This window comes from Frankia sp. CgMI4, assembly GCF_001756285.1.
Classification (GTDB): domain Bacteria; phylum Actinomycetota; class Actinomycetes; order Frankiales; family Frankiaceae; genus Frankia; species Frankia casuarinae.
In genome coordinates this window covers 1-19,553 of sequence record NZ_MAQZ01000077.1, presented here as the reverse complement: position 1 = coordinate 19,553, position 19,553 = coordinate 1, and the positions used below count along the sequence as shown (strand labels likewise).

General features: G+C 70.1%; 15 protein-coding genes, 1 tRNA gene and 1 pseudogene. 12 read left to right on the top strand and 5 right to left on the bottom strand.

Features of this window, described 5'->3' with window-relative positions; genetic code table 11:
* The 3 genes and pseudogenes from Manayef4_RS13295 to Manayef4_RS13290 all read left to right on the top strand — a co-directional run bounded on the left by Manayef4_RS13295 (position 1) and on the right by Manayef4_RS13290 (position 1,467).
* Complete coding sequence (locus Manayef4_RS13295; protein WP_070131799.1) at positions 1 to 819, top strand: GvpL/GvpF family gas vesicle protein; 819 nt, start codon at positions 1 to 3, stop codon at positions 817 to 819.
* Positions 819 to 908, top strand: a pseudogene (locus tag Manayef4_RS26020) (cyclase); the annotation flags it as partial. The gene Manayef4_RS13295 and the pseudogene Manayef4_RS26020, both read left to right, overlap by 1 nt.
* Positions 909 to 921: 13 nt before the next feature.
* Positions 922 to 1,467: an MOSC domain-containing protein gene (locus Manayef4_RS13290; protein ID WP_070131798.1), complete on the top strand. Its 546-nt coding sequence runs from the start codon at positions 922 to 924 to the stop codon at positions 1,465 to 1,467.
* Here Manayef4_RS13290 and Manayef4_RS26015 read toward each other — a convergent pair.
* Together Manayef4_RS26015 and Manayef4_RS13280 are read right to left on the bottom strand one after the other, a co-directional pair.
* A complete protein-coding gene (locus tag Manayef4_RS26015; RefSeq protein WP_349257444.1) occupies positions 1,422 to 1,946 on the bottom strand; it encodes an arsenate reductase ArsC in 525 nt (174 codons plus the stop codon). The two genes, Manayef4_RS13290 and Manayef4_RS26015, sit on opposite strands and share 46 nt — an antisense overlap.
* A gap of 641 nt (positions 1,947 to 2,587) precedes the next feature.
* Entirely contained in the window at positions 2,588 to 3,796 is a 1,209-nt protein-coding gene (locus Manayef4_RS13280; protein WP_023841286.1) for an acyl-CoA dehydrogenase family protein, read from the bottom strand.
* A 493-nt stretch (positions 3,797 to 4,289) separates the two neighbouring features.
* Between Manayef4_RS13280 and Manayef4_RS13275 the strand changes: the two genes are divergently transcribed.
* From Manayef4_RS13275 to Manayef4_RS26685, 6 genes are all read left to right on the top strand, one after another.
* Complete coding sequence (locus Manayef4_RS13275) at positions 4,290 to 5,741, top strand: alkaline phosphatase D family protein (protein WP_070131796.1); 1,452 nt, start codon at positions 4,290 to 4,292, stop codon at positions 5,739 to 5,741.
* Positions 5,742 to 5,973: 232 nt separating this feature from the next.
* A complete protein-coding gene (locus Manayef4_RS13270) occupies positions 5,974 to 7,377 on the top strand; it encodes an SUMF1/EgtB/PvdO family nonheme iron enzyme (RefSeq protein ID WP_070131795.1) in 1,404 nt (467 codons plus the stop codon).
* Between the two features lie 2 nt (positions 7,378 to 7,379).
* Positions 7,380 to 7,652 carry a hypothetical protein gene (locus Manayef4_RS13265; protein ID WP_011435464.1) on the top strand — a complete coding sequence of 91 codons (273 nt, stop codon included), beginning with the start codon at positions 7,380 to 7,382 and terminating at the stop codon, positions 7,650 to 7,652.
* Positions 7,653 to 7,675: 23 nt separating this feature from the next.
* On the top strand, positions 7,676 to 8,869 hold the full coding sequence (locus tag Manayef4_RS13260) for a hypothetical protein (protein WP_083282441.1): 1,194 nt from the start codon (positions 7,676 to 7,678) through the stop codon (positions 8,867 to 8,869).
* 339 nt (positions 8,870 to 9,208) lie between these two features.
* Positions 9,209 to 10,198, top strand: a complete 990-nt coding sequence (locus tag Manayef4_RS13255) for an XRE family transcriptional regulator (RefSeq protein ID WP_254665634.1) — start codon at positions 9,209 to 9,211, stop codon at positions 10,196 to 10,198.
* 87 nt (positions 10,199 to 10,285) lie between these two features.
* The gene (locus Manayef4_RS26685) at positions 10,286 to 10,747 is read left to right on the top strand and encodes a tyrosine-type recombinase/integrase (protein WP_082456848.1); all 462 of its coding nucleotides are present in this window, start codon (positions 10,286 to 10,288) and stop codon (positions 10,745 to 10,747) included.
* A 26-nt stretch (positions 10,748 to 10,773) separates the two neighbouring features.
* Here the strand turns inward: Manayef4_RS26685 and Manayef4_RS13250 are convergent.
* A tRNA-Lys gene (locus Manayef4_RS13250) sits at positions 10,774 to 10,846 on the bottom strand.
* Positions 10,847 to 11,509: 663 nt separating this feature from the next.
* Here Manayef4_RS13250 and Manayef4_RS13245 point away from each other — a divergent pair.
* Together Manayef4_RS13245 and Manayef4_RS13240 are read left to right on the top strand one after the other, a co-directional pair.
* Positions 11,510 to 15,373, top strand: a complete 3,864-nt coding sequence (locus Manayef4_RS13245) for an ABC transporter ATP-binding protein (RefSeq protein ID WP_070131809.1) — start codon at positions 11,510 to 11,512, stop codon at positions 15,371 to 15,373.
* Positions 15,374 to 15,517: 144 nt separating this feature from the next.
* The gene (locus tag Manayef4_RS13240; protein ID WP_011435485.1) at positions 15,518 to 15,832 is read left to right on the top strand and encodes a hypothetical protein; all 315 of its coding nucleotides are present in this window, start codon (positions 15,518 to 15,520) and stop codon (positions 15,830 to 15,832) included.
* A 106-nt stretch (positions 15,833 to 15,938) separates the two neighbouring features.
* Here Manayef4_RS13240 and Manayef4_RS13235 read toward each other — a convergent pair whose 3' ends face one another.
* On the bottom strand, positions 15,939 to 16,676 hold the full coding sequence (locus Manayef4_RS13235) for an SGNH hydrolase domain-containing protein (protein ID WP_070131792.1): 738 nt from the start codon (positions 16,674 to 16,676) through the stop codon (positions 15,939 to 15,941).
* A gap of 348 nt (positions 16,677 to 17,024) precedes the next feature.
* Between Manayef4_RS13235 and Manayef4_RS13230 the strand changes: the two genes are divergently transcribed.
* Positions 17,025 to 17,801 carry a polysaccharide deacetylase family protein gene (locus tag Manayef4_RS13230; protein ID WP_254665633.1) on the top strand — a complete coding sequence of 259 codons (777 nt, stop codon included), beginning with the start codon at positions 17,025 to 17,027 and terminating at the stop codon, positions 17,799 to 17,801.
* On the opposite strand, the gene Manayef4_RS13225 is transcribed toward Manayef4_RS13230, so the two are convergent.
* On the bottom strand, positions 17,786 to 19,357 hold the full coding sequence (locus tag Manayef4_RS13225) for an aldehyde dehydrogenase family protein (protein WP_070131808.1): 1,572 nt from the start codon (positions 19,355 to 19,357) through the stop codon (positions 17,786 to 17,788). The two genes, Manayef4_RS13230 and Manayef4_RS13225, sit on opposite strands and share 16 nt — an antisense overlap.
* Between the last annotated feature and the right edge of the window lie 196 nt (positions 19,358 to 19,553).

Genomic DNA, 19,553 nt, shown 5'->3' with positions numbered 1-19,553 from the left:
ATGTCTRTCATCATTTATGGCATCACGCGGTCCGGGCATCCGGCGCCGATGCCACCGCCGCCCGGCATCGGACACCCTCCGGGGCAGGTGCACCTGGTGCGGTTCGGGCCGTTGGCGGCGGCGGTCAGCGTCACCGCGGATGTCGGGATTCTGGGCGAGTCCGAGGCCGTGCGTCATCTGGATATCCTGCAGCGACTTCTCGCCGGAGGCCCCGTGCTGCCGCTGCGGTTCGGGACCRTCGCCCCCGACGAGGCTGCCGTATGCCGTGAGGTCCTCGCCCCGCTCGCCGACGAGATGCCCGATCGGYTCGATGCGCTCGAAGGGCTGGTGGAGCTGCATCTCGACGTGGAGGAGGACGAGCGGTCCGCCCTCACCGAGGTACTGCCGGGCAGCCCGTTCGTCGGGGTCACGCCGTCCGCGGATCTCGACGCGCGGATCAGGCTGGGCCAGCAGGTGGCCGACCTGGTCATCGCCCGCCGGCAGCGCCAGGCCGATGCGATCCTCGACCTGCTGCGTCCGCTGGCGCTGTCCGACCGGCCACGGCGCCCGCACGGCGGCGCGGATGACCCGGTGCTCAGCTGGGCGTTTCTGCTGCGCGATGCCGCCGTGGATGCGTTCGACGCCGCCGTCGCCGATCTCCGTCGCGCCTGTCCGTACTTCACGATCGAATACGTCGGCCCACTTCCCGCCATCGACTTCGCCGAGGACCCCACGGGTCCGCCCGGAGCCGGTGACACGGCGGACGCCGACGCCTTCGGGGGGACCGGCAGATGGGGTTGGAGCTCGGACTCCGACATCTGGGAAGGGAATGATCAATGAAGGGCTCCACCAGGGGCGCCGTCACTTTTCATCCGCTCGCTGACGGCCTCACCCGGATCCTGCCGACCATGGAATACTGTCCCAGCGGGTAGTGTCGGCATCATGGTCGCGGGACGCCTGGTCGGGATCTATACCACGCCGATCCGGGGTACCCGGATGCGGGCCCGTGAGGCCGTTCGAATGATCGAGGGTCACGGTCTCGAAGGCGACCGCTACGCCACCGGCACCGGGACCTACTCCGCGCGCGGTGGCGCCGGTCGCGCCGTCACGCTGATCGAGCGTGAGGTCATCGCCGCCGTGGCCGCGGATGCCGGGGTGGCTCTGGCCGAGTGGGAGACCAGGCGAAACCTGGTGACGGAGGGCGTCGCGCTGCTCGACCTCGTCGGGCGGACCTTCCGCATCGACGACGTTGTCCTGCTCGGTGTCCRGCCCTGCCCACCGTGCTCCTACCTCGAACAGCTCACCCGCCCCGGGGTCTGGAGCGCGCTACGCGACCGAGGTGGCCTGCGCGCAGACGTCGTGCGTGGCGGCACCGTCCCGATCGGCGCGACGATCATCATCCCGCACCGGGAGGCCGAGCCCGTCGACGCGGTCGTGCCGGATCACGCGGTCGCGTCGGGTGYGCCCGCCCCGACCGGTGGAGGATAGCGCCACGCATCCGGGTCAGTACCGCCAGGCGGGATCCCGGTGTAACCGGGCTGGTTCTTCAGCAGCCCGACGCGGGCGGCCACGCCGAGACTGTAGACCAGTGCCCGGACGCGGGCGTCGATCTCGTCGCGGATCGACCGGATCTCCTCGAGCGTGCACTCCGCCGGATCATCCAGTTTCCAGGTGAGGTAGCGCGTGTCGGGGTAGCTGGGAACGGCGTCGCCGCATCCCATGTTGATGACGACGATGGAGTCGCGGACCATCTCGTTGGTTAGTCGCTTCGGGGACTCCCGGGACAGGTCGATGCCTACCTCGGCCATGACGGTGACGACTCCCGGGTGGATGGCCGGGGCCGGGGCGGTGCCGGCGGATCGGGCGCGGAACAGGCCACGACCATGTCGGTCGAGCAGGGCGGCGCCTATCTGAGAACGGCCCGCGTTGTGGACGCAGACGAACAGCACTTCGGGCGGACGAGCCACGAACRCTCCTGGTCGGCCGTGCTGGAACGGTGGGATAACGGGTTGCCGGGGTTGCGGCGGAATGTATTTTCTTCGGATCTGGATGCCAGGTCGCGATGTCAGGAACTTGTTTGAATGTTGATGTTTTCGCGGGCTTCCGTTGCAACGGATGTTGGGTATGTCTCGATGGGGTATCGTCGAACACGGTTTCGCCGGGTGCGGCATCGCGGACCGTGATTTCATGGACCGAATATTCGCCGACTACGAGTCTTGCCGGCGCGACCATTGCCGACCGTAAACGCCGCCGGTCATTGTCAACAACATTTTGATAACACTGATGTAATCGTTCGCGTCGGCCGTGGGTTGCCAGTGGCATACTCCCACGGGTGCCACCGGGTGCTCCCCACGGGGGTGACGAAGTCCCGGCGTCGCCCTGATCACTTCTGGTGGGCGAGGCTCTGGCGGCAGCCGGGAAGATCGCTGAGATGCCGAAGCCGGTGGCGGTGATGGTCACCGAGGCGGTCGACCGTGCCTTCGAGGCGACCCTCGCCAACGCCTGACGGCACTCGGGCGACCAGGCAGACCTTCGCCGCGATGGCACTCGTCAGACCGTCCCCGGGGGCTCGGGGCTCGGGGGTAGGGACTCGGGGCATCGGACGGGGTCAGCGCCGCATCAGCAACGAGCCGCCCAGGAGATACGACCCGACCATCTCGAAGTTCGTCGGCGCCAGGGTGATGTGCGCGACCACGGTGTGGATGTCGCGGAAGCAGCGGTCGAGCCGGCCTGCCGCGCCCAGGGCCCTGGTGCCGGCCAGGCCGTGCAGGGTGTCCACGGCCTTCAGGGTGTTTTCGCCGGCGGCGGTGGCGGCGAGCCGGATCAGGGCGCTGAGCTTCTCCCCGCCGATGAGGCGGGCACTCGCGTGGCCGGCCGCATCGTCGAGCAGCAGTTCACCCGCCCTGACCAGGGCCGCGGCGCGGGCGAGGCCGGCCTGAACGGTATGGCTGGACGCCAATGTCTCCGTCCCGCGGGCAGGAACCGCGCTGACCGCCAGCCCCGGGAAGGCGCTCAGCGCGTCCTGGGCGATGCCGAGCGCCGTTGACGCGGTCGTGAACGGGCCGAAGTCGTAGTACGCGATGGGGTAGCCGCGCGAGGGCCGGGCCGCGGGCAGCCGGCGCAGCAGCCCGCCGTCGACGGTGTGCTCCTCGGGGACGAAGAGGTCGTCGACAGTGAAGCTGACGCTCCCGGTGCCGCGCAGCCCTATCGTGAACCAGTCGTCGGTGAAACGGACGGCATCCCGCGGAACGAACATCATCCGGGTTGTGGGCGGGGCCGGGGCCGACGAGTTCGCCTTACTTCCCGCGGCTACCTCGCCGGCCGCGCTGGTTTCGGTGACGAGTGAGGCGCACACCAGCCAGTCGGCGTGGGTGGAGCCGCTGGCGAAGGACCACCGACCGCGTACCCGGTAACCGCCGGGGACGGCCTCGGCGTGGCCCGACGGGTTGATCCCACCGACGACGAGACCATCGCTCTCCCGGAACATCCGGCCGGCCGTCTGCTCCGGGAGGTAGTCCGACATCCGGCCGATGACGCCCTGGACCCCCATCTGCCAGGCGACGGAGGCGTCGATCCGGGCGAGCGCCTGGAGCACCGCGGAACCGGTCCGGACACTCACCCCGCCGCCGCCGAAGGCCGGGGAGACCCACATCCGGTGGATGTTCTGCTCACGCAGGGCGTCGATGACGTCGGGCGGCGTCATTCTCTCCTGTTCGGCCTGTTCACGGTGCTGGACCAGGACTGGGGCGACTTTCTCGACCCGGGCGAGCCAGTGCCTGGTCTCGTCGTCGGGGTGGGCGGGGCCTGGCCAGAACATGTCACGCATCCACTCTGATCAACCGCCTGATCTGCGGAGACATCGTCCGTCCCTTTCTCGTCGAGGGAGGTAAAGGCTGGTCACCGACGGCAAAGCTCCGACTGAAGCCGCATCTACGGATAGATCATAGCAATTTCTACGTAGATACGGATCGCGAAAGCGCTAAGGGGCCGTGAGAGCGGCCCAGATTACCAGGGTTTCCCTGGCTCTGCGGCTCTGCGGCAGGCGGTGCGGGACGCCACGCACAGTTCACTTTTTCGCTTCCGAAACGGGGGCCGACGGCTGCCCGGAACCTGCACTGTGATGGTCGACGTCGGGGGACTGCGGCCATACGGACAGTGACAGGAGGGCCGGGCGAGATGGCAGAGGAACGCATGCCGAACCGACGGGATGTGCTGGCCCGAGCGACGGTGGCGTCCCTGGCGGCCGCCGCCGGCACCGCCGGGGGGGTCCGGCGGCGCGGGCCGCGGTCGCGGACCGGGCCCCGGGCCAGGTGCGGGGTGGCCGGCCCACGTTTACCTCCGGCGTGCAGTCCGGCGATGTCACCGCGGACAGCGCGGTGGTGTGGGCACGGGCCGATCGGCCGGCGGTGCTCGCGGTCGACGTGGCAGCCACCGAGACGTTCACCGCAGCCCGGCGGGTCGGCGTCGTCCGGGTGGACGCGGCGACCGACTTCACCACCTCGGTGCCGGTCCGCGGCCTGCCTGCCGGCGAGGAGGTGTTCTACCGGGTCCGCCTCGCCTCGGCGGATGACCCGGCGCTCGTCGGCGAGACGTCGACCGGCCGGTTCCGGACCGCCCCCGGCCGTGCTGGCGACGTCTCGTTCGTCTGGTCTGGTGACATCTGCGGCCAGGGGTGGGGTATCAACCCCGATCTCGGCGGGATGCGGATCTTCGAGACGATGCGCCGGCTGAASCCGGACTTCGCGATCTGCTCCGGGGACACCRTGTACGCGGACGGGCCGATCCTCCCGACGGTTCCGCTCGCGGACGGCTCGGTGTGGCGCAACCTCGTCGTCCCGGAGAAGTCCAAGGTCGCCGAGACCCTCGCGGAGTACCGCGGCAACTACCGGTACAATCTGCTCGACGCAAACCTGCTCGCGTTCAACCGCGAGGTGCCGTGGGTGTTCCAGTGGGACGACCACGAGACGCTCAACAACTGGTATCCCGGTGAGATTCTCGACGACTCCCGGTACAGCGAGAAACGGGTGGACGTCCTCGCGGCGCGCTCGCGGCAGGCGTTCCTGGAGTACACCCCGTTCATTCCCGGTCGGGCCGACCCGGGCGGGAGGATCTACCGCAGGATCTCCTACGGCCCGCTGCTCGATGTCTTCGTCCTGGACATGCGCTCGTTCAAGAACCCGAATCCCGACGCCCAGGAGGATCCCGCCGGCGTGGCGATACTCGGCCGCCACCAGAGCGAGTGGCTGCTGGCCGGGCTCGCCGCCAGCCGCGCCACCTGGAAGGTGGTMGCCGCCGATCTCCCGCTCGGGCTGCTGGTGCCGGACAACCCGAGCGGCGTGGAGGCGGTGGCGCAGGGCCGGYCGGGTGCCCCGCTGGGGCGCGAGGTGGAAATTGCGGACCTCCTCGCCGGCCTCCGCCGGCACCGGGTCCGCAATGTGGTCTGGGTGACTGCTGACGTCCATTACACGGCGGCACACCACTACCACCCGGACCGGGCTGCCTTCACCGATTTCGACCCGTTCTGGGAGTTCGTCTCCGGGCCGTTGAACGCCAGCACGTTCGGCCCGAACACGCTCGATCCCACCTTCGGCCCCGAGGCTGTTTTCGTGAAGGCCCCTCCGGCGGGTCAGTCCAACCTGCCGCCCTCGGCCGGTCTGCAGTTCTTCGGCCGCGTGCACCTCGATCCCGGTGGCGGGCTCACCGTGGAGCTGCGGGACTCCGGCGGTGCGGTGCTCTGGTCGACCACGCTCGCCGTCGTCTGACCGGTCACCGCCTCCTGACCGGTCACCGCCTCCTGACCGGTCACCGCCCCGGATTGACGGGTCCTGCRCCAACCATGCCGTTTGCGGGCGGGTACCGGTTCGTGAGCGTGGAACCCGGCGAGGAGGCGACGGGCGTGGGTGACATTCTGGTCGGGACGGCTTCCTGGACGGACCCGACGCTGCTGAGGTCCGGATGGTACCCACCGGAGGTCACCAGCGCCGGTGCCGGCCGGTGCGGATCTACGTGGAATTCCGTAACCACTACTCGTTCCTCGCCGACTCGCCCGAGGTCCGCCGGCTGCTGAACAGCTCGTCGCTGATCTCGGAGCAGCTCGTCCAGCAGCTGCACGCGAACGGCGTCGATCCGCTGGAGCTTCCGCAGTTCAGCGTGGTCCGACTCGGTGACCTGAAGCTGCACGCGGACGAGCGGGTCTACTCGGTCTCGCCGTTGGAACTGCGGCTCGCTCAGCAGACCGGCCAGCTCGCGCGGGGGCCCGCCGTGGATGCGGCCAGGCACCTCGCGGACCTGGTGCCGGCCCGCATCGGGCAGGTCCTGAACACCGCCGGGCTCGCTGATCTCCAGCCCAGGCTGGAGAGTTACTTCGGCCCGGCGTTCCTGGCCGATCAGGCGGTGTTCACTCTGGCGGACATCTGCACCCACGTCGGCATCGAATGCTTCGCCGAGGGACGGGTCACGCTGGAGACGTTACTGCTCGCGCCCCTGTTCCGTCCGGCCGGCGCCGGCACGGTGGCGTTGGTGCACACCGTTTTCCAGGAGTATTTCGCCGCGCGCTACCTGCGGACCGCGGCCGGACGGGAGGCCGCGGGCAGCAACGCCGAACCGATTCTGACCGAGCAGGTCCGGGAGTTCCTCGTCCACCTCGGCGCCGAGACGATCCCCGCGCCCCCGCGGACGCTGCCGGCAGCGACGTACCTGGTCGGGCCGAGCCACCGCCTCCTTCTTCGAAAGATCGAGAAGCCGGTGCTGTTCGACGAGTTCCCCGTGACGGTCGGGCAGTACAAGGCGTTCCTCGCCGCGGTCGCCGAGCAGGGCTGCGCGCAGTGGGATCATCCGGACACTCCGCCAGGCCACAGCCACGAACCATGGCAGGAACGCTTGCGCAACCCGGAGTACTTCACCGATCCGGTGTACGATAACTACCCGGCGAACTGCGTCAACTGGTGGAGTGCCTACGCCTTCGCCCGCTTCGAGGGCAAGCGGCTGCCGACCTGCGTCGAGTGGGAGGCCGCCGCCCGGGGCACGGATGGCCGGCTGTTCCCCTGGGGAGACGGCGTCGACCTGGCCGCGGTCAACTGCGCCGACGYGTGGAGCGGCCGGCCGTTGGTGACCTACGAGGTCTGGAAGCAGGAGATCGACGGCGGCCGGTTGCGGGRCTGCGCCCCGACCCCGGTGACCGATCATGCGGCGAACCTGTCCCCGTTCGGGGTGCACGGCATGTCCGGCAACGTGTGGGAATGGACCGAGACCGTGTTCGACGGGATCAACTCCGCGGTGATCTGMGGCGGCTCCTACGACAACCCGTACCGGGCGGTGCAGACTTCGTCGAAGGCCCTGTACCTACGTCGGGGCAGCAGTAACGCCGTCGGGTTCCGCTGCGTGCRGGAGGTCGCGTGACCATGACCGGCGAGCCGGACAGCGGGCAGCGGTTCGGCCGGATCGTCGACCGCCAGCCGCTGGGCAGCGGACCCCACCGGGTCACCGCCACCTACCTGGTTCGCGACGAYGAGACCGGCGAGATCCACGGCTTCGACTACAGCGACATCGTCACCGAAGGATTCCGCACGATCATCGTCGGGGAGCGTGTGCGTTTCGAGGTCGACCCGTCCACCGGCCGAGCTCACTTCGTGATCAGACTGGACCTTCCGGAGGTCGACGAATTCTACCGGTAGACCAGCCGGGACGGCATTCCTTCGTGGTCGTCTGTCCCGCCTTCCTCACCGGCACCCCGGACTGGCCGGAAGGTCCGCTGCCGTTACGCCACAAGGAAATCGAAGCGACCACCGCCGCACGCAGCACCTATTTCAGCGCCGCCTGCGCACGCATCCTCTACGGCACGCCTGACCGGCCGAGTCGCTGGCAGCGCACCGCACCCACCGGCGAGACGGACAGCCCGATCTTCGGGACGGAGATCCTCCTACCCGACCCGGACCGGCCGGATCGCGCCTTCGTCATCGTCCATGTCCATATCCAGACCGGCGGGTCCGAGCTCCTCGACGTCCTGCGCGCCGTCGCCGGCCGGCGCGGCAGTGCGACCCCACCCCCCGACCTCGGCTCGGCGCTGCCCACCTGGGCCCGCCTGGCGCCGTCGGCCCGAAGGTTCACAATCGCCTTCCTGACCTTCCCCACCCTTCCCGAAGCCGACCCGCCGCGACCCGTTGACGCCGCCCGAATCGACTCTTGGTCGACCGCGGACACCTGGCTGTGGCATCTCGCATCCCGTACCGCCAACGCCGACTACCCGCCGGATCCCGACCACGCCGACCAGCTCCTCGACAGACGAGTGATTCTCTCCGCAGACTGGCGCGGGCTCGTCACCCGGGACGGCGCCGCCTTTCTCGGTCTACGCCCCGACGACGGCGCCGACGATGCGTTCTTCGGCTTCGCCCAGCTCTACGCCCACACCACCTACCTCGACGCGGTCCTGATCGGCATGATCCAGAACGTGGCCATCACCGAGATGATCGCCGAGGCGGCCCGCGCGTTCGAAGCCCAGGACCTTACCCGTCATCTTGCTCGTCTCGAAGAACGGGCCGCGCGATTCCGCAACATCTACTGGCTCCGGGACGCCAGCGCCCACGGCCCGGCGAACGACATCCTCACCGCCTATCAGGCACAGCACCATCTGCCCGAGCGGTTCGACGCCGTGCTCACCGAGATCGTCGACCTGAACCGGATCGCCCAGACCCAGGAGGGGCAGCAGGTCGGCGCGGCRCTCGGCGTCATCACCGTCGTCGGCCTGCCCTTCGGCGCCGCCTTCGCGGTACTCCAGGTCCTCGGCGTGAACTCGGCGCGAGACCTCCTCATCGGCGTGCTCGCCGCGCTCGCCGGTTCCGGCGCCCTGCTCCTCACCCGGTTCGGCCGGCTCCTGCTCCGTTCTCTCCGGTAACCGGAGTAACGGGCTCCCGAAGCCGAGCGGAACCTCGGCCACGCCCCGGAAAGGGACGCTCCGTCGCCAGCGCACCGGGATGGCGGCGGAGTTTGATACTGCGGCCGCACAGTTGACTGGACGGCCRCGGCAGACGCCACAGCAGACATTGAACGGTGCGAAGCCAGTCGAAGTTTTCGACAATCCRCTGGCAGGGCATGTGTCGCCATGACCACTTGRTTCCGCCCCAATCTCGCGCGAAGGGGTAGCGCGACAACGGGGAATGACCCGACAGTGGAACCAGCGGAGGAGGTGAGTCCGACGAGCCCGAYGAACCGACGCACTCTCATCGGCGGCAGCATGGCAGCAGCCGGCCTGTTCGCCACCGCGGACACCTCGGCGGCGATCTCCGACCGCATCGCCGAATCGGCTGTGGCTCCTCGCACCCTCCGCGAGATCGAACGGGACGTGCACGACATCGCCGCGGCCTATACCGCCACACCCGCGGGCCTGCTGGTGCCCCGGGTCGAAACGGGCTGGCTCGCCGTAGAACGGCTCCTCGACGGCCGGGTCCGCGGCCGGACCCGCACCACCCTGGACACCCGCGCAGRCCAGTACGCGCTCTACCTCGCGTTGACCGCTAACGACCTCGGCCACACCCAGGCAGCCGACACCTACCTCGACCTCGCCGGCCAGCACGCAGACGAGGCCGGGGATCGGCTCCTCGCGGACTGCGTCGCCGTGCTCGACAGTTCGTTCGCGTTCTTCCGTAACCAGCCGCACCGCGCCCAAGCCGTCGCCGCCGAACGGCGCCAGGACGCCCACCCCTACGCCCACCCCTACGCCCGGCCCATGCTCGGCGCCTGCGAGTCCCGCGCCGCGGCCCGTGCGGGCGATCCGGCGGCAGCCCGCCACGCCCTCGACGACATGTGGGCAAACCTGTGGACCGGTGGCCCTCTGCCCGGAACGGTCGCCGTTGACGAGGATCAAGCCCTCGCCCAGAGCGCGGCGATCCTCTCTCAACTCGCCGATCCCGCGAGCGAGGAGCACGCCCGGCGCGCTATCGCGGCCTACGCGGATTCCGGGCGTGCCGGGAACCTCGGGGGGTCATACAACGCCCTCGCACGCAGCTACCTACGCCGACCCGAGCCGGACCCCGAACGGGCCGCCGATGCCGCACGCTCCGCGCTGGCCGCTGTCGGGGAACAGCGAACGAGTTGGGTTGTCGACGTCGCCGGGCAGATGTGGCGGCAGATGGACGCCCGCTGGCCCGCCCTGCCCGCAGTCCACGACCTGGGGGTACTCGTCCAGGCCGCCGAACGGCCCRCACTTCCTCCAACCGCCACCTGAGCCGTATCCGAACATCCGTTCGTACGAGGCGCACAATGGGCGGGTGCGTCTCACCGTCGATCGTGACTCCTTGGCCAGCCTCGTCCCCTGGGCCGCCAGAATCCTCCCCGGCCGGGCAACCACCCAGCTCCAGGTCCTCGCCAGGCTCTTCCTCGAAGCGGGCGAGCATGCGCTGAAGGTCAGCGCCTACGACTACGAGGTGGCAGCCCGCGCCGCCGCGGGGCGGGCGCGGCCCTCACCCTCGACGGCCCGCTTCCCTTCGAGCTCCTGCCCGGTGACGAGCTCGGCCGGGATCTGCTGTCCCGGCGGCGGTTACACGATCTGCGGCACAGCTCGGCCTCGATCCAGCTCGCTGAGGGGGTCGACATCACGCTCGTCTCGAAACGCCACGGGCACAGCTCTACCCGGATCACGGGGGATCTGTACGCCCATCTGTTGCGGTCGACGGGCCGGGCCGCAGCGGAGGCAATCGCGAATGCAGTTCCCCGCGCCCACGTGCCGCCCACAACGATCAAGGAGCATTCCGGGGATAGGGAGAGAAATGCTTAGCTGCAGGTCAGGGGCCTGCGTACGGGTGCGCCGCCAGGGACTTGAACCCCGAACCCGCGGATTAAGAGTCCGCTGCTCTGCCAATTGAGCTAGCGGCGCGTTGCCTCCGCGTCCCCGCGGCGACATGCAGAACTCTACCAGGCGCTGGAGACGAGTGGCCGGGGGGTGCGGGCGCGGCGCTCGGTACCGGCGGCCACCTTGGAGATCGCCGATGGCGGGGGCTCCGGGGTCCCTGTGTGTCCTCCGGGGTCCCTGCGTGTCCTCCGGGGCTGATCTTGCTCGGGACCTTGCTCGCTCGGGACCTTGCTCGGGACCCGCGGCTTCCTGTGGTCTCGGCTCGGAGCCGTGACGGGCATCAGCGGGGTTCCAGGAATGTTTCGCTGATAGACATGACGTGGCCGACGCCGCGGGCCTGCCGGACGTACGGTCAGGCTGGGACACCGCGGTGAGGCTGGGACGCGGCGGCTTTGGCGTCTCGTCCCAGCCTTCGCGTCCGATCCGGACCGGCGTCACGCGGGTACCGAATCGGACCTGACGACCTGGAGGCCCACCGCGAGCTCCGAAGCATCGTCCGCTGACACGGCCCGTCCCTCGCACGGACCGCCGGATCGGCCGGACCCCAGTCCGCATCCGGCTCTGGCTCCCGTCGAGCGATCGCAGTTGCCCAGCCCACGCCCACGGCCCCAACCAGCCGAGGAGCCTGCCGCGCCCGGGCCGGAGAAAGCCGAGGAGGCCGGGCCGGAGAAACCGGCGGCCGGCTGGCTGCGCAGGATTCTCCGCGAGATCCTCGTGTACCGCCGCAACGCCGCCTTGGCCTTCGGCGCCGCGCTGCTCGGCACGCTCGTCACGGCCGCCGTCCCGTTGGTCGAGCGGCAGGTCATCGACAACGTCGTAGTCACGCACCGCCACTCTCTCGCACCCTACGTCGCCATTCTGCTCGGGGCCGGGGTCGTCGTCTTCGCCGCCGCGTTCGTCCGACGCTACGTCGGTGGTCGGCTCTCCCTCGACGTCCAGTACGACCTGCGCGACGCCGTCTTCAGCGCCATCGAGCGCCTCGACGGGGCCCGGCAGGACCAGCTCCAGACCGGGCAGGTGGTGAGCCGGGCGATCTCGGACGTCACCGTGGTCCAGGGTCTGCTGTCCTACCTGCCGATGATGAGCGGCAACCTGGTGCTCTTCGTCGTGTCCCTTGTGGTGATGGCCTGGCTGTCCCCGCTGCTCACTGTCATCGCGCTCGCGCTGGGGCCGGCGCTGTTCATCGTCGGCTACAGCGCCCGACGCACGGTCTTCCCGGCGACCTGGGCGGCGCAGCAGCAGGCTGGCGAGGTTGCCGGAGCGGTCGAAGAGGCCGTCGCCGGCGTCCGGGTGGTGAAGGGGTTCGGACAGGAGGCCCGCGAGCTGGACCGGCTGGCGGTGGACGCCCGGTGGCTGTTCGCGCTTCGGATGCGTGCGGTGCGCATCACCAGCAGGTTCGGTGCGGCGATGCAGRCCGTTCCCGCGCTCGGCCAGGTCGCGGTGCTGGCGCTCGGCGGCTGGCTGGCGCTGACGGACCGGATCACCCTCGGTACCTTCCTCGCGTTCAGCACCTATCTCGGCGCCCTGATCGGGCCGACGCGGACCCTCGCCGGTCTGCTCACCGTGGGCCAGCAGGCCAAGGCCAGCACGATACGCATCTTCGAGATCATCGATTCGCAGCCGGCGATCACGGACCGGCCGGACGCCGTGCGCCTTGGCCGGATCCGCGGGCTGGTCGACCTGGACAGTGTCACGTTCGGCTACGCTCCGTCTCGCCCCGTGCTGCGGGACGTGAGCCTGCGGATCGAACCGGGGGAGACGGTCGCCCTCGTCGGCACGTCCGGTTCGGGTAAGTCGACGGTCGCGATGCTGCTGCCGCGGTTCTACGACCCCCAGGCCGGGACGGTCCGCCTTGACGGTGTGGACATCCGCACGGTGACACTGTCGTCGCTGCGGGCGCAGATCGGGGTCGTCTTCGAGGACAGTTTCCTGTTCTCCGACACGGTGCGCGCGAACATCGCCTACGGCCGGCCGGGTGCCACGGACGACCAGATCATCGCGGCCGCGCGGGCGGCGCAGGCGGACGTCTTCATCCGCGGCCTGCCCGACGGCTATGACACCGTCGTGGGAGAACAGGGCCTGACCCTCTCCGGCGGCCAGCGCCAGCGCGTCGCGCTCGCCCGCGCGCTACTCACCGATCCCCGCGTCCTGCTCCTCGACGACGCGACCTCGGCCGTGGACGCCCGGATCGAGGCCGAGATCCATGACACGCTTCGGACGATCATGCGTGGCCGCACCACTCTGCTCATCGCGCACCGRCGCTCCACCCTGCGCCTTGCCGACCGGATCGCCGTGCTCGACGCCGGCCGGATCGTCGACGTCGGGACCGAGGCCGAACTGACGGCCCGATGTCCTCTGTTCCGCCATCTGCTCGCCGGCCCCGGCGAGGGCCTTCCCGACCAGCTCTCGTCCCCGTCCCCGTCTCCCGACCCCGGCCTTTCTTGCCTGTCCAGAGGGATAAATCAGACGCAAAAGGCTCTGGATAGGCAAGGAAGTAGGCAAGRGAAAGGAAGTAGGCAAGGGAAAAGAAAGGGAAATGTTCTCCGGGGTGGTGCTACCCGGGGTGGTCTCGGCCGGGGGCTCGGCGGCGGGGGCCCCTTCGGTGACATGCCGGCGACCCCCGACCTGCTCGCCCGGGTCGACGCCCTGCCCCCGGCGCTCGACGAGCCGCGGGTCGACCAGGCTGCGGCGGCCGCCCCCGACCCGGCATTCTCGCTGCACCGGCTGCTGGCCGTGGTCCGCTGGCCGCTCATCCTGGGCCTGCTGCTGGTGGCGGCAGACGCCGTCGCGGGTCTCGCCCTGCCAGCGTTGGTGCGGCATGCCGTCGACGCCGGCGTGAGCGTCGGGGCACGTGACGTCCTGTTCGCCACCGCCGGTGTCGCGCTGGCGGTGGTGCTGGTCAACTGGGCGGTGCAGGTGTGGCAGACCCGTGTCACGGGCCGGATGGGGGAGCGGCTGCTCTACATCCTGCGGGTGAAGACCTTTGCGCAGCTGCAGCGCCTCGGGCTCGACTACTACGAGCGCGAGCTCGCCGGCCGGATCATGACCCGGATGACGACCGACGTCGACGCCCTGTCGACCTTCCTGCAGACCGGCCTGACCACCGCCATCGTCAGCCTGCTGTCCTTCTTCGGCGTCCTGGTGGCGTTGATCGTGCTGGACGCCGAGCTCGCCCTGGTCGTCGTCGCCGTACTGCCGATCCTGATCGTGGTGACGGTGGTGTTCCGGCGTCGCTCCTCCGCCGCCTACACCGAGTCCCGGGAACGGGTCAGCGCCGTCAACGCATCGCTGCAGGAGAACCTGACCGGGCTGCGCATCGCCCAGGCGTTCGGCCGGGAAGCGGTCAACCAGGCGAGGTTCCGCGAGCTCGCGGACAGCTACCGCCGCTCGCGGCTGCGGGCACAACGGATGATCGCTCTCTACTTCCCGTTCGTCGAGTTCCTCTCCCGGATCGCGGGTGCTCTCGTGCTGGGAATCGGYGCCCACCTGGCCGTCGGCGGATCCCTGTCGCCGGGAGCACTACTCGCGTTCCTGCTCTACGTGGACCTCTTCTTCGCGCCGGTGCAGCAACTGTCCCAGGTGTTCGACGGTTATCAGCAGGCCCGGGTCGGTCTGCGYCGGCTTTCCGAGCTGCTGCGGACTCCGACCTCGACGCCGTCGGCCGAGTACCCGCGACCGGTCGGACGGCTGGCCGGCGAGGTGGTCCTGGACGGCGTCCGGTTCGCCTACGTGGGAGGCACTGCCGCGCGGACGGAGAACGCGGGGYCGGCGGGAAACGCGGGGCCGGCGGGAAACGCCGTGAACGGGGTGAGCCTGCGCATCGCCCCGGGGGAGACAGTCGCCCTGGTCGGGGAGACCGGCGCGGGCAAGTCCACGGTGGTGAAGCTGATCGCCCGGTTCTACGACGTGACCGAGGGCGCGGTGCGGGTGGACGGTGTTGACGTGCGCGACTTCGACCTGCCCGCCTACCGGCGACGGCTCGGCGTCGTTCCGCAGGAGCCGTTCTTGTTCTCCGGCACGGTCCGGGACGCCATCGCCTACGCTCGGCCGGATGCCTCCGACGCCGAGGTCGTGGCGGCGGCGCGGGCGGTCGGCGCCCACGCGTTCATCACCCGCCTGGCCGACGGCTACGATCATCTGGTCGGCGAACGCGGCCGGGGACTGTCCGCCGGCCAGCGTCAGCTCCTGGCGCTCGCCCGCGCGGAGCTCGCCGACCCGGACATCCTGCTGTTCGACGAGGCGACCGCGGCGCTCGACCTCGCGACGGAGGCTGCGGTCACGGCAGCCTCGGAGGCGGTGGCCACCCGGCGGACCACGATCATCGTCGCCCATCGGCTCACCACGGCGGCCAGGGCCGACCGGGTGGTCGTGATGGCGGACGGCCGGGTGGTCGAGCAGGGGCCGCACGCCGAGCTGGTGCACGCCGGCGGCCCGTATTCCCGCCTGTGGGCCGCCTTCACCGCGGAGTCGGTCACGCCCGCGGAGTCCGTCACGCCCGTGGATCTCAGCCCGACCGCGGACAGCGGTGCTGACCGGCGAGCGGCTGGCTGACCGGCGAGGGCGACCTCATTCCGTAATGTCATGGTTCGCCCTCAAGTCTGAGGGGATGCCCTCACGGGGCGACGAGCGAGCCCGCCCGCCGCCCCGATCGACCGAGCGGTCACCCGGGGCCGGCGGCGATCAGAGGAGGGGATCATGAAGGCGAACGGTCTGTTGATGGAGATCGCCTGGCCACGGCTGCCCAGCGGAATCGCCACACCAGGTGAACTCGCCGACCGGCTGGACGCCGACCTGCGGGACCGCGCCAGGGTCGCCGCGTTCGACGAGCACGGTCTGTGGGTCCGGGTCCACCAGCCGCACCAGGTCGAGGCGCTYGCTGCCGAACTCGCCTATAAGCTCTCCCAGGTTGGCGCGCCCGATCAGACGTTCCTCTCCTGGCACGACGAGCTGGGTGATCATCGTCGTTCGCTGAGCGGCCGTCGGATCGGGATGCACCGCAAGGTCGCCTGAACATTCCGGCGAATTCTCGACGAGGTCCCGGGAAGCCCGGGAAGCCTAGAAGATGGTGGATCGGCCCGGTCAGCCCTCGGTCAGCCCCCGATCGGTCGGCTGGCGGTCAGCCCGCGGCCGGCTGGAGGGTCTCCCGAGCGATCGCGGTGCCGAAGCGGACGGCGCCAGGGGACGGGACCGGGCAGGCTGTCATCGGCTTCTGGGGCAACGGACAGAAGTGGACCCCGTCGGGGCTGCGGACCGTGACGACCCCGCCGGGCTCGCAGGTCTCGCCCGCGGCACAGGGCATCGTCGAGGTGAACCGGCCGTCCATGGTCAGGACCCGACCCGCGGGGACCACCCGGGTACGTTCGTGCTCCGCGGCGATCTGGCGCCACAGGCGGTCCAACGGGGTCATCCCGGCCTCGTCGACCGTCTGGTCACGCCGTGGCGGCGCATCCACGAGGACRACTTCGATGCCCTGATTCGTCAGCATCGTGACGGCCTTCGTCACGTCCTCCCGGTAGGCCGTCACCAGGTCACGACCCTGCATACAGGGCGTCACCTGGTTGCCGGAGAACACCAGAACCGCGGTGGTCGGCCGCCAACGCCGCGCCTGGTCGCGGATGTCCATGAGCCAGTCGCAGGGAGCCRTGCCACCCCAGGTGCGCACCAGCACGGCGGTCCCGCCGTCCGCGCGGGCCGCCTCGTCGAAGGCGTCACCCGCCTCCCAGGCGAGCGAGTCGCCCCACAACGCCACCCGTGGCCTGTCGTCGGAGGTCCTGTTCACCACCAGGGCACCCCCGACCAGGACGATCGCGACGACGAACAGCCAGCCGATCGGTCCCCGCCGTCCGATCCGCACGGTCCGCCCCTTCCTGCCCCGCCGCGCCGGCCGGTATCACCGGATCCCCGATCACGTCCGACCCTGCCCGGCTGCCCACCACCTCATCGTGCTTCCTGCCCGGCGCTGTTCTGGTGACGGGTGTGCCGTCCCCACGAGCGGACATTACTGAACGTACCGCCCATAGCTGTTCTATCCAGAGACCCGAGTAGCTCCGCTAGCGCGGGCGGTCGTGGCCGAGACGGAGGCTGGGGGCGGGRCATGGCGGTACCCGTGGCGGTGGGCATGGGGGCGCCGGTCGGAAGGCGAGACCGGATCTGTGGGAGAGTTTTTGCCATGACGCGGTCCGTTGCGACGCGCAGGCCCRCCATGGCACGCCGTGCCGCCGCCACGGCGTTGACCCTGGGCGGCGCGGCCKGGCTCACCTACGGCATTCCGTCGCTCACCACACTGCGTCGACTACGGCTGCGGTGGACGCCGGCGCTCGCAGGGCTCGGCGCGCCCGATCACGTCGCGCTCACCTTCGACGATGGTCCGGATCCCGTGTCCACGCCACAGTTTCTCGACGTGCTCGCCGAACTCGACGTGCGGGCGACGTTCTTCGTCCTCGGTGGTCTGCTGGAACGCGCACCGACGTTGGCGCGGGAGATGGCCGCCGCCGGGCACGAGCTGGCCGTGCACGGCTGGGATCATCGCCCGATGCTGTTGCGCGGTCCCCGCTCCACGCACGACCATCTCGCCCGCACCCGGGACCTGGTCGTCGAGATCACCGGTCGCGCGCCGCGGTTCGTCCGGCCGCCGCACGGCATCCTCTCGGCCGGGCTGCTCGTCGCGGCCCGCCGCCTCGACCTCAGCCCCGTCCTGTGGTCGGCATGGGGACGCGACTGGACGGCCGAGGCGACGCCGGGCAGCGTGCTGGGCACCCTCGCCCCCGACCTGTGCGGGGGCGCCACGGTGCTGCTGCACGACTGTGACTGCACATCGGCCCCCGGGGCCTGGCGCAGCGCGCTCGGGGCTCTGCCCGGGATCGCCGCGCGCTGCGACGACGCCGGCCTGCGCCTTGGACCACTCGCCGAGCACGGCCTACCGGCCTGGTCGAATCCTCCTTCTGGCAGGAGCGGCCGGGCAGGTCAGACGGCCGGGTAGAGGGAGTAGCTCGGGAAGTTGCCGACGAGCCGCTCGTCGGCGTCCGTGCCTACGGTGACGGCCCTGGCCAGATGGACACCGCCGACGAAGGCCCCCTTCCAGGAGGCGCCGCGGCCACCGAACGGCTCGTCCCGGTCGCCGCGGGAGCGCGGCTTGTTGACTCCGACCTTGAACGCCTGCAGCTCCCCGGCGAGCCGGCGGGCATGGGACTCGTCGTCGCAGGCCAGTGAGGCAACCAGCGCGCCGTTGGAGGCGTTCATCGCCGCCAGCAGCTCAGCCTCCGAGTCGACGACGACGATGGTGTCGACCGGGCCGAACGGCTCCGCGTGGTGCAGCGCGGACGACGCCGGCGGGCTCAGGATCGCCACCGGCGGCACGTAGGCGGAGGTGTCCTGCCCGGGGATGAACCGGCCGTCCGCGAGGTCTCCGCGGTAGATCGGCACGCCGCCCTTCGTGATCGCCTCGTCGATCTTCGCGGCCAGCTCGGTCGCCTTGTCCGCGGTGATGACCGGGCCGTAGTCCAGCTCGGGCAGCTGGTCGGTGTCGTCGGCGACGGCGAGGGGATGGCCGAACCGGACGCCGGAGACCACCGGCAGGTACATCTGGAGGAACCTGTCGAACAGTTGGCGCTGGACGACGTAGCGGGGGTAGGCGGTGCAGCGCTGCTTGCCGTACTCGAAGCCCTTCTTCAGATGGGCGGCGAGCACGTCCCACTGGGAGAAATCCCAGATACCCCAGGCGTTGAGGCCCTCCTGCTCTAGGAAGTGGCGCTTACCGGTGTCGACCAGGGCAGCGGCGACCTGGCCACCCGCCGACCGGCCGCCCACGAAGGCCAGGCAGCCGATCTCGGGGGCGCGGACCAGCGCCGAGCTCAGCCGGGAACCCGATCCGGAGACCAGCGAGACCGGCAGACCCTCCCGGCGGGCCAGTGCGCTCGCCAGGGTCAGGCAGGCGGCGCCGCCGTCGGTCGGGGTCTTGGCGATGGTGCCGTTGCCGGCGAGGATCTGGACGAGCACGGCATGCATGAGCACGCTCATCGGGTAGTTCCAGCTGGCGATGTTGCTCACCGGACCGGGTAGCGGGGTGCGCCCGGCGATCATGCCGTCGATCTCGTCGATGTACCAGCGCACCCCGTCGAGGGCACGGTCGACGTCGGTGCGCGCCAGTCGCCAGGGCTTGCCGATCTCCCAGACGAGCAGGAGAGCCAGCAGGTCGCGGTGGGCGTCCATGGCGTCAACGGCGGCGCGTACTCGGGCCTTGCRCTCGGGCAGCGCCACGTCGCGCCAGTGCTTGTGGTCGTCGAGAGCGGCCCGGATCGCATCCCGGGCCTCGTCCTGCTCGATCATCGGGGGCCCGGCGATCGGTGTGCCGTCGACGGGGGACAGGCTGTGCAGTGGATTTCCAGTTCGATGCCAGTGCCCGCCCCAGAGATTACGGAGGCGGTCCTCGTCGAACGCCTCGGGGGCAACCTGGCGGCAGGTGGTGAACGCCTCGGACCAGGTGGTACCCGGCTTAATGTGGAGTCGTGGCTGGGAGCTGCTGGATGCTGCGGCCATACCGGTGATATTGACGGTCATCCGCCGATCACGCCAGGCAAAGCGGCCCACTATTTCGAGGATTCTTAGATGACTGTATCAGATTAATAACTCTCGGTAATTTCCTGCATAAATCGTCATGTGGTCACTCATCGCCCCCGCTCGATATCCAATGATCTTGCTGGTGCTGCTGGTGCTGCTGGTGCTGCTGGTGCTG

Coding starts and splice junctions, on each gene's coding strand:
- Manayef4_RS13280 (WP_023841286.1), bottom strand. CDS start 3,796: ATGTTCTGGCCAGGCCCCGCCCACCCCGACGACGAGACCAGGCACTGG.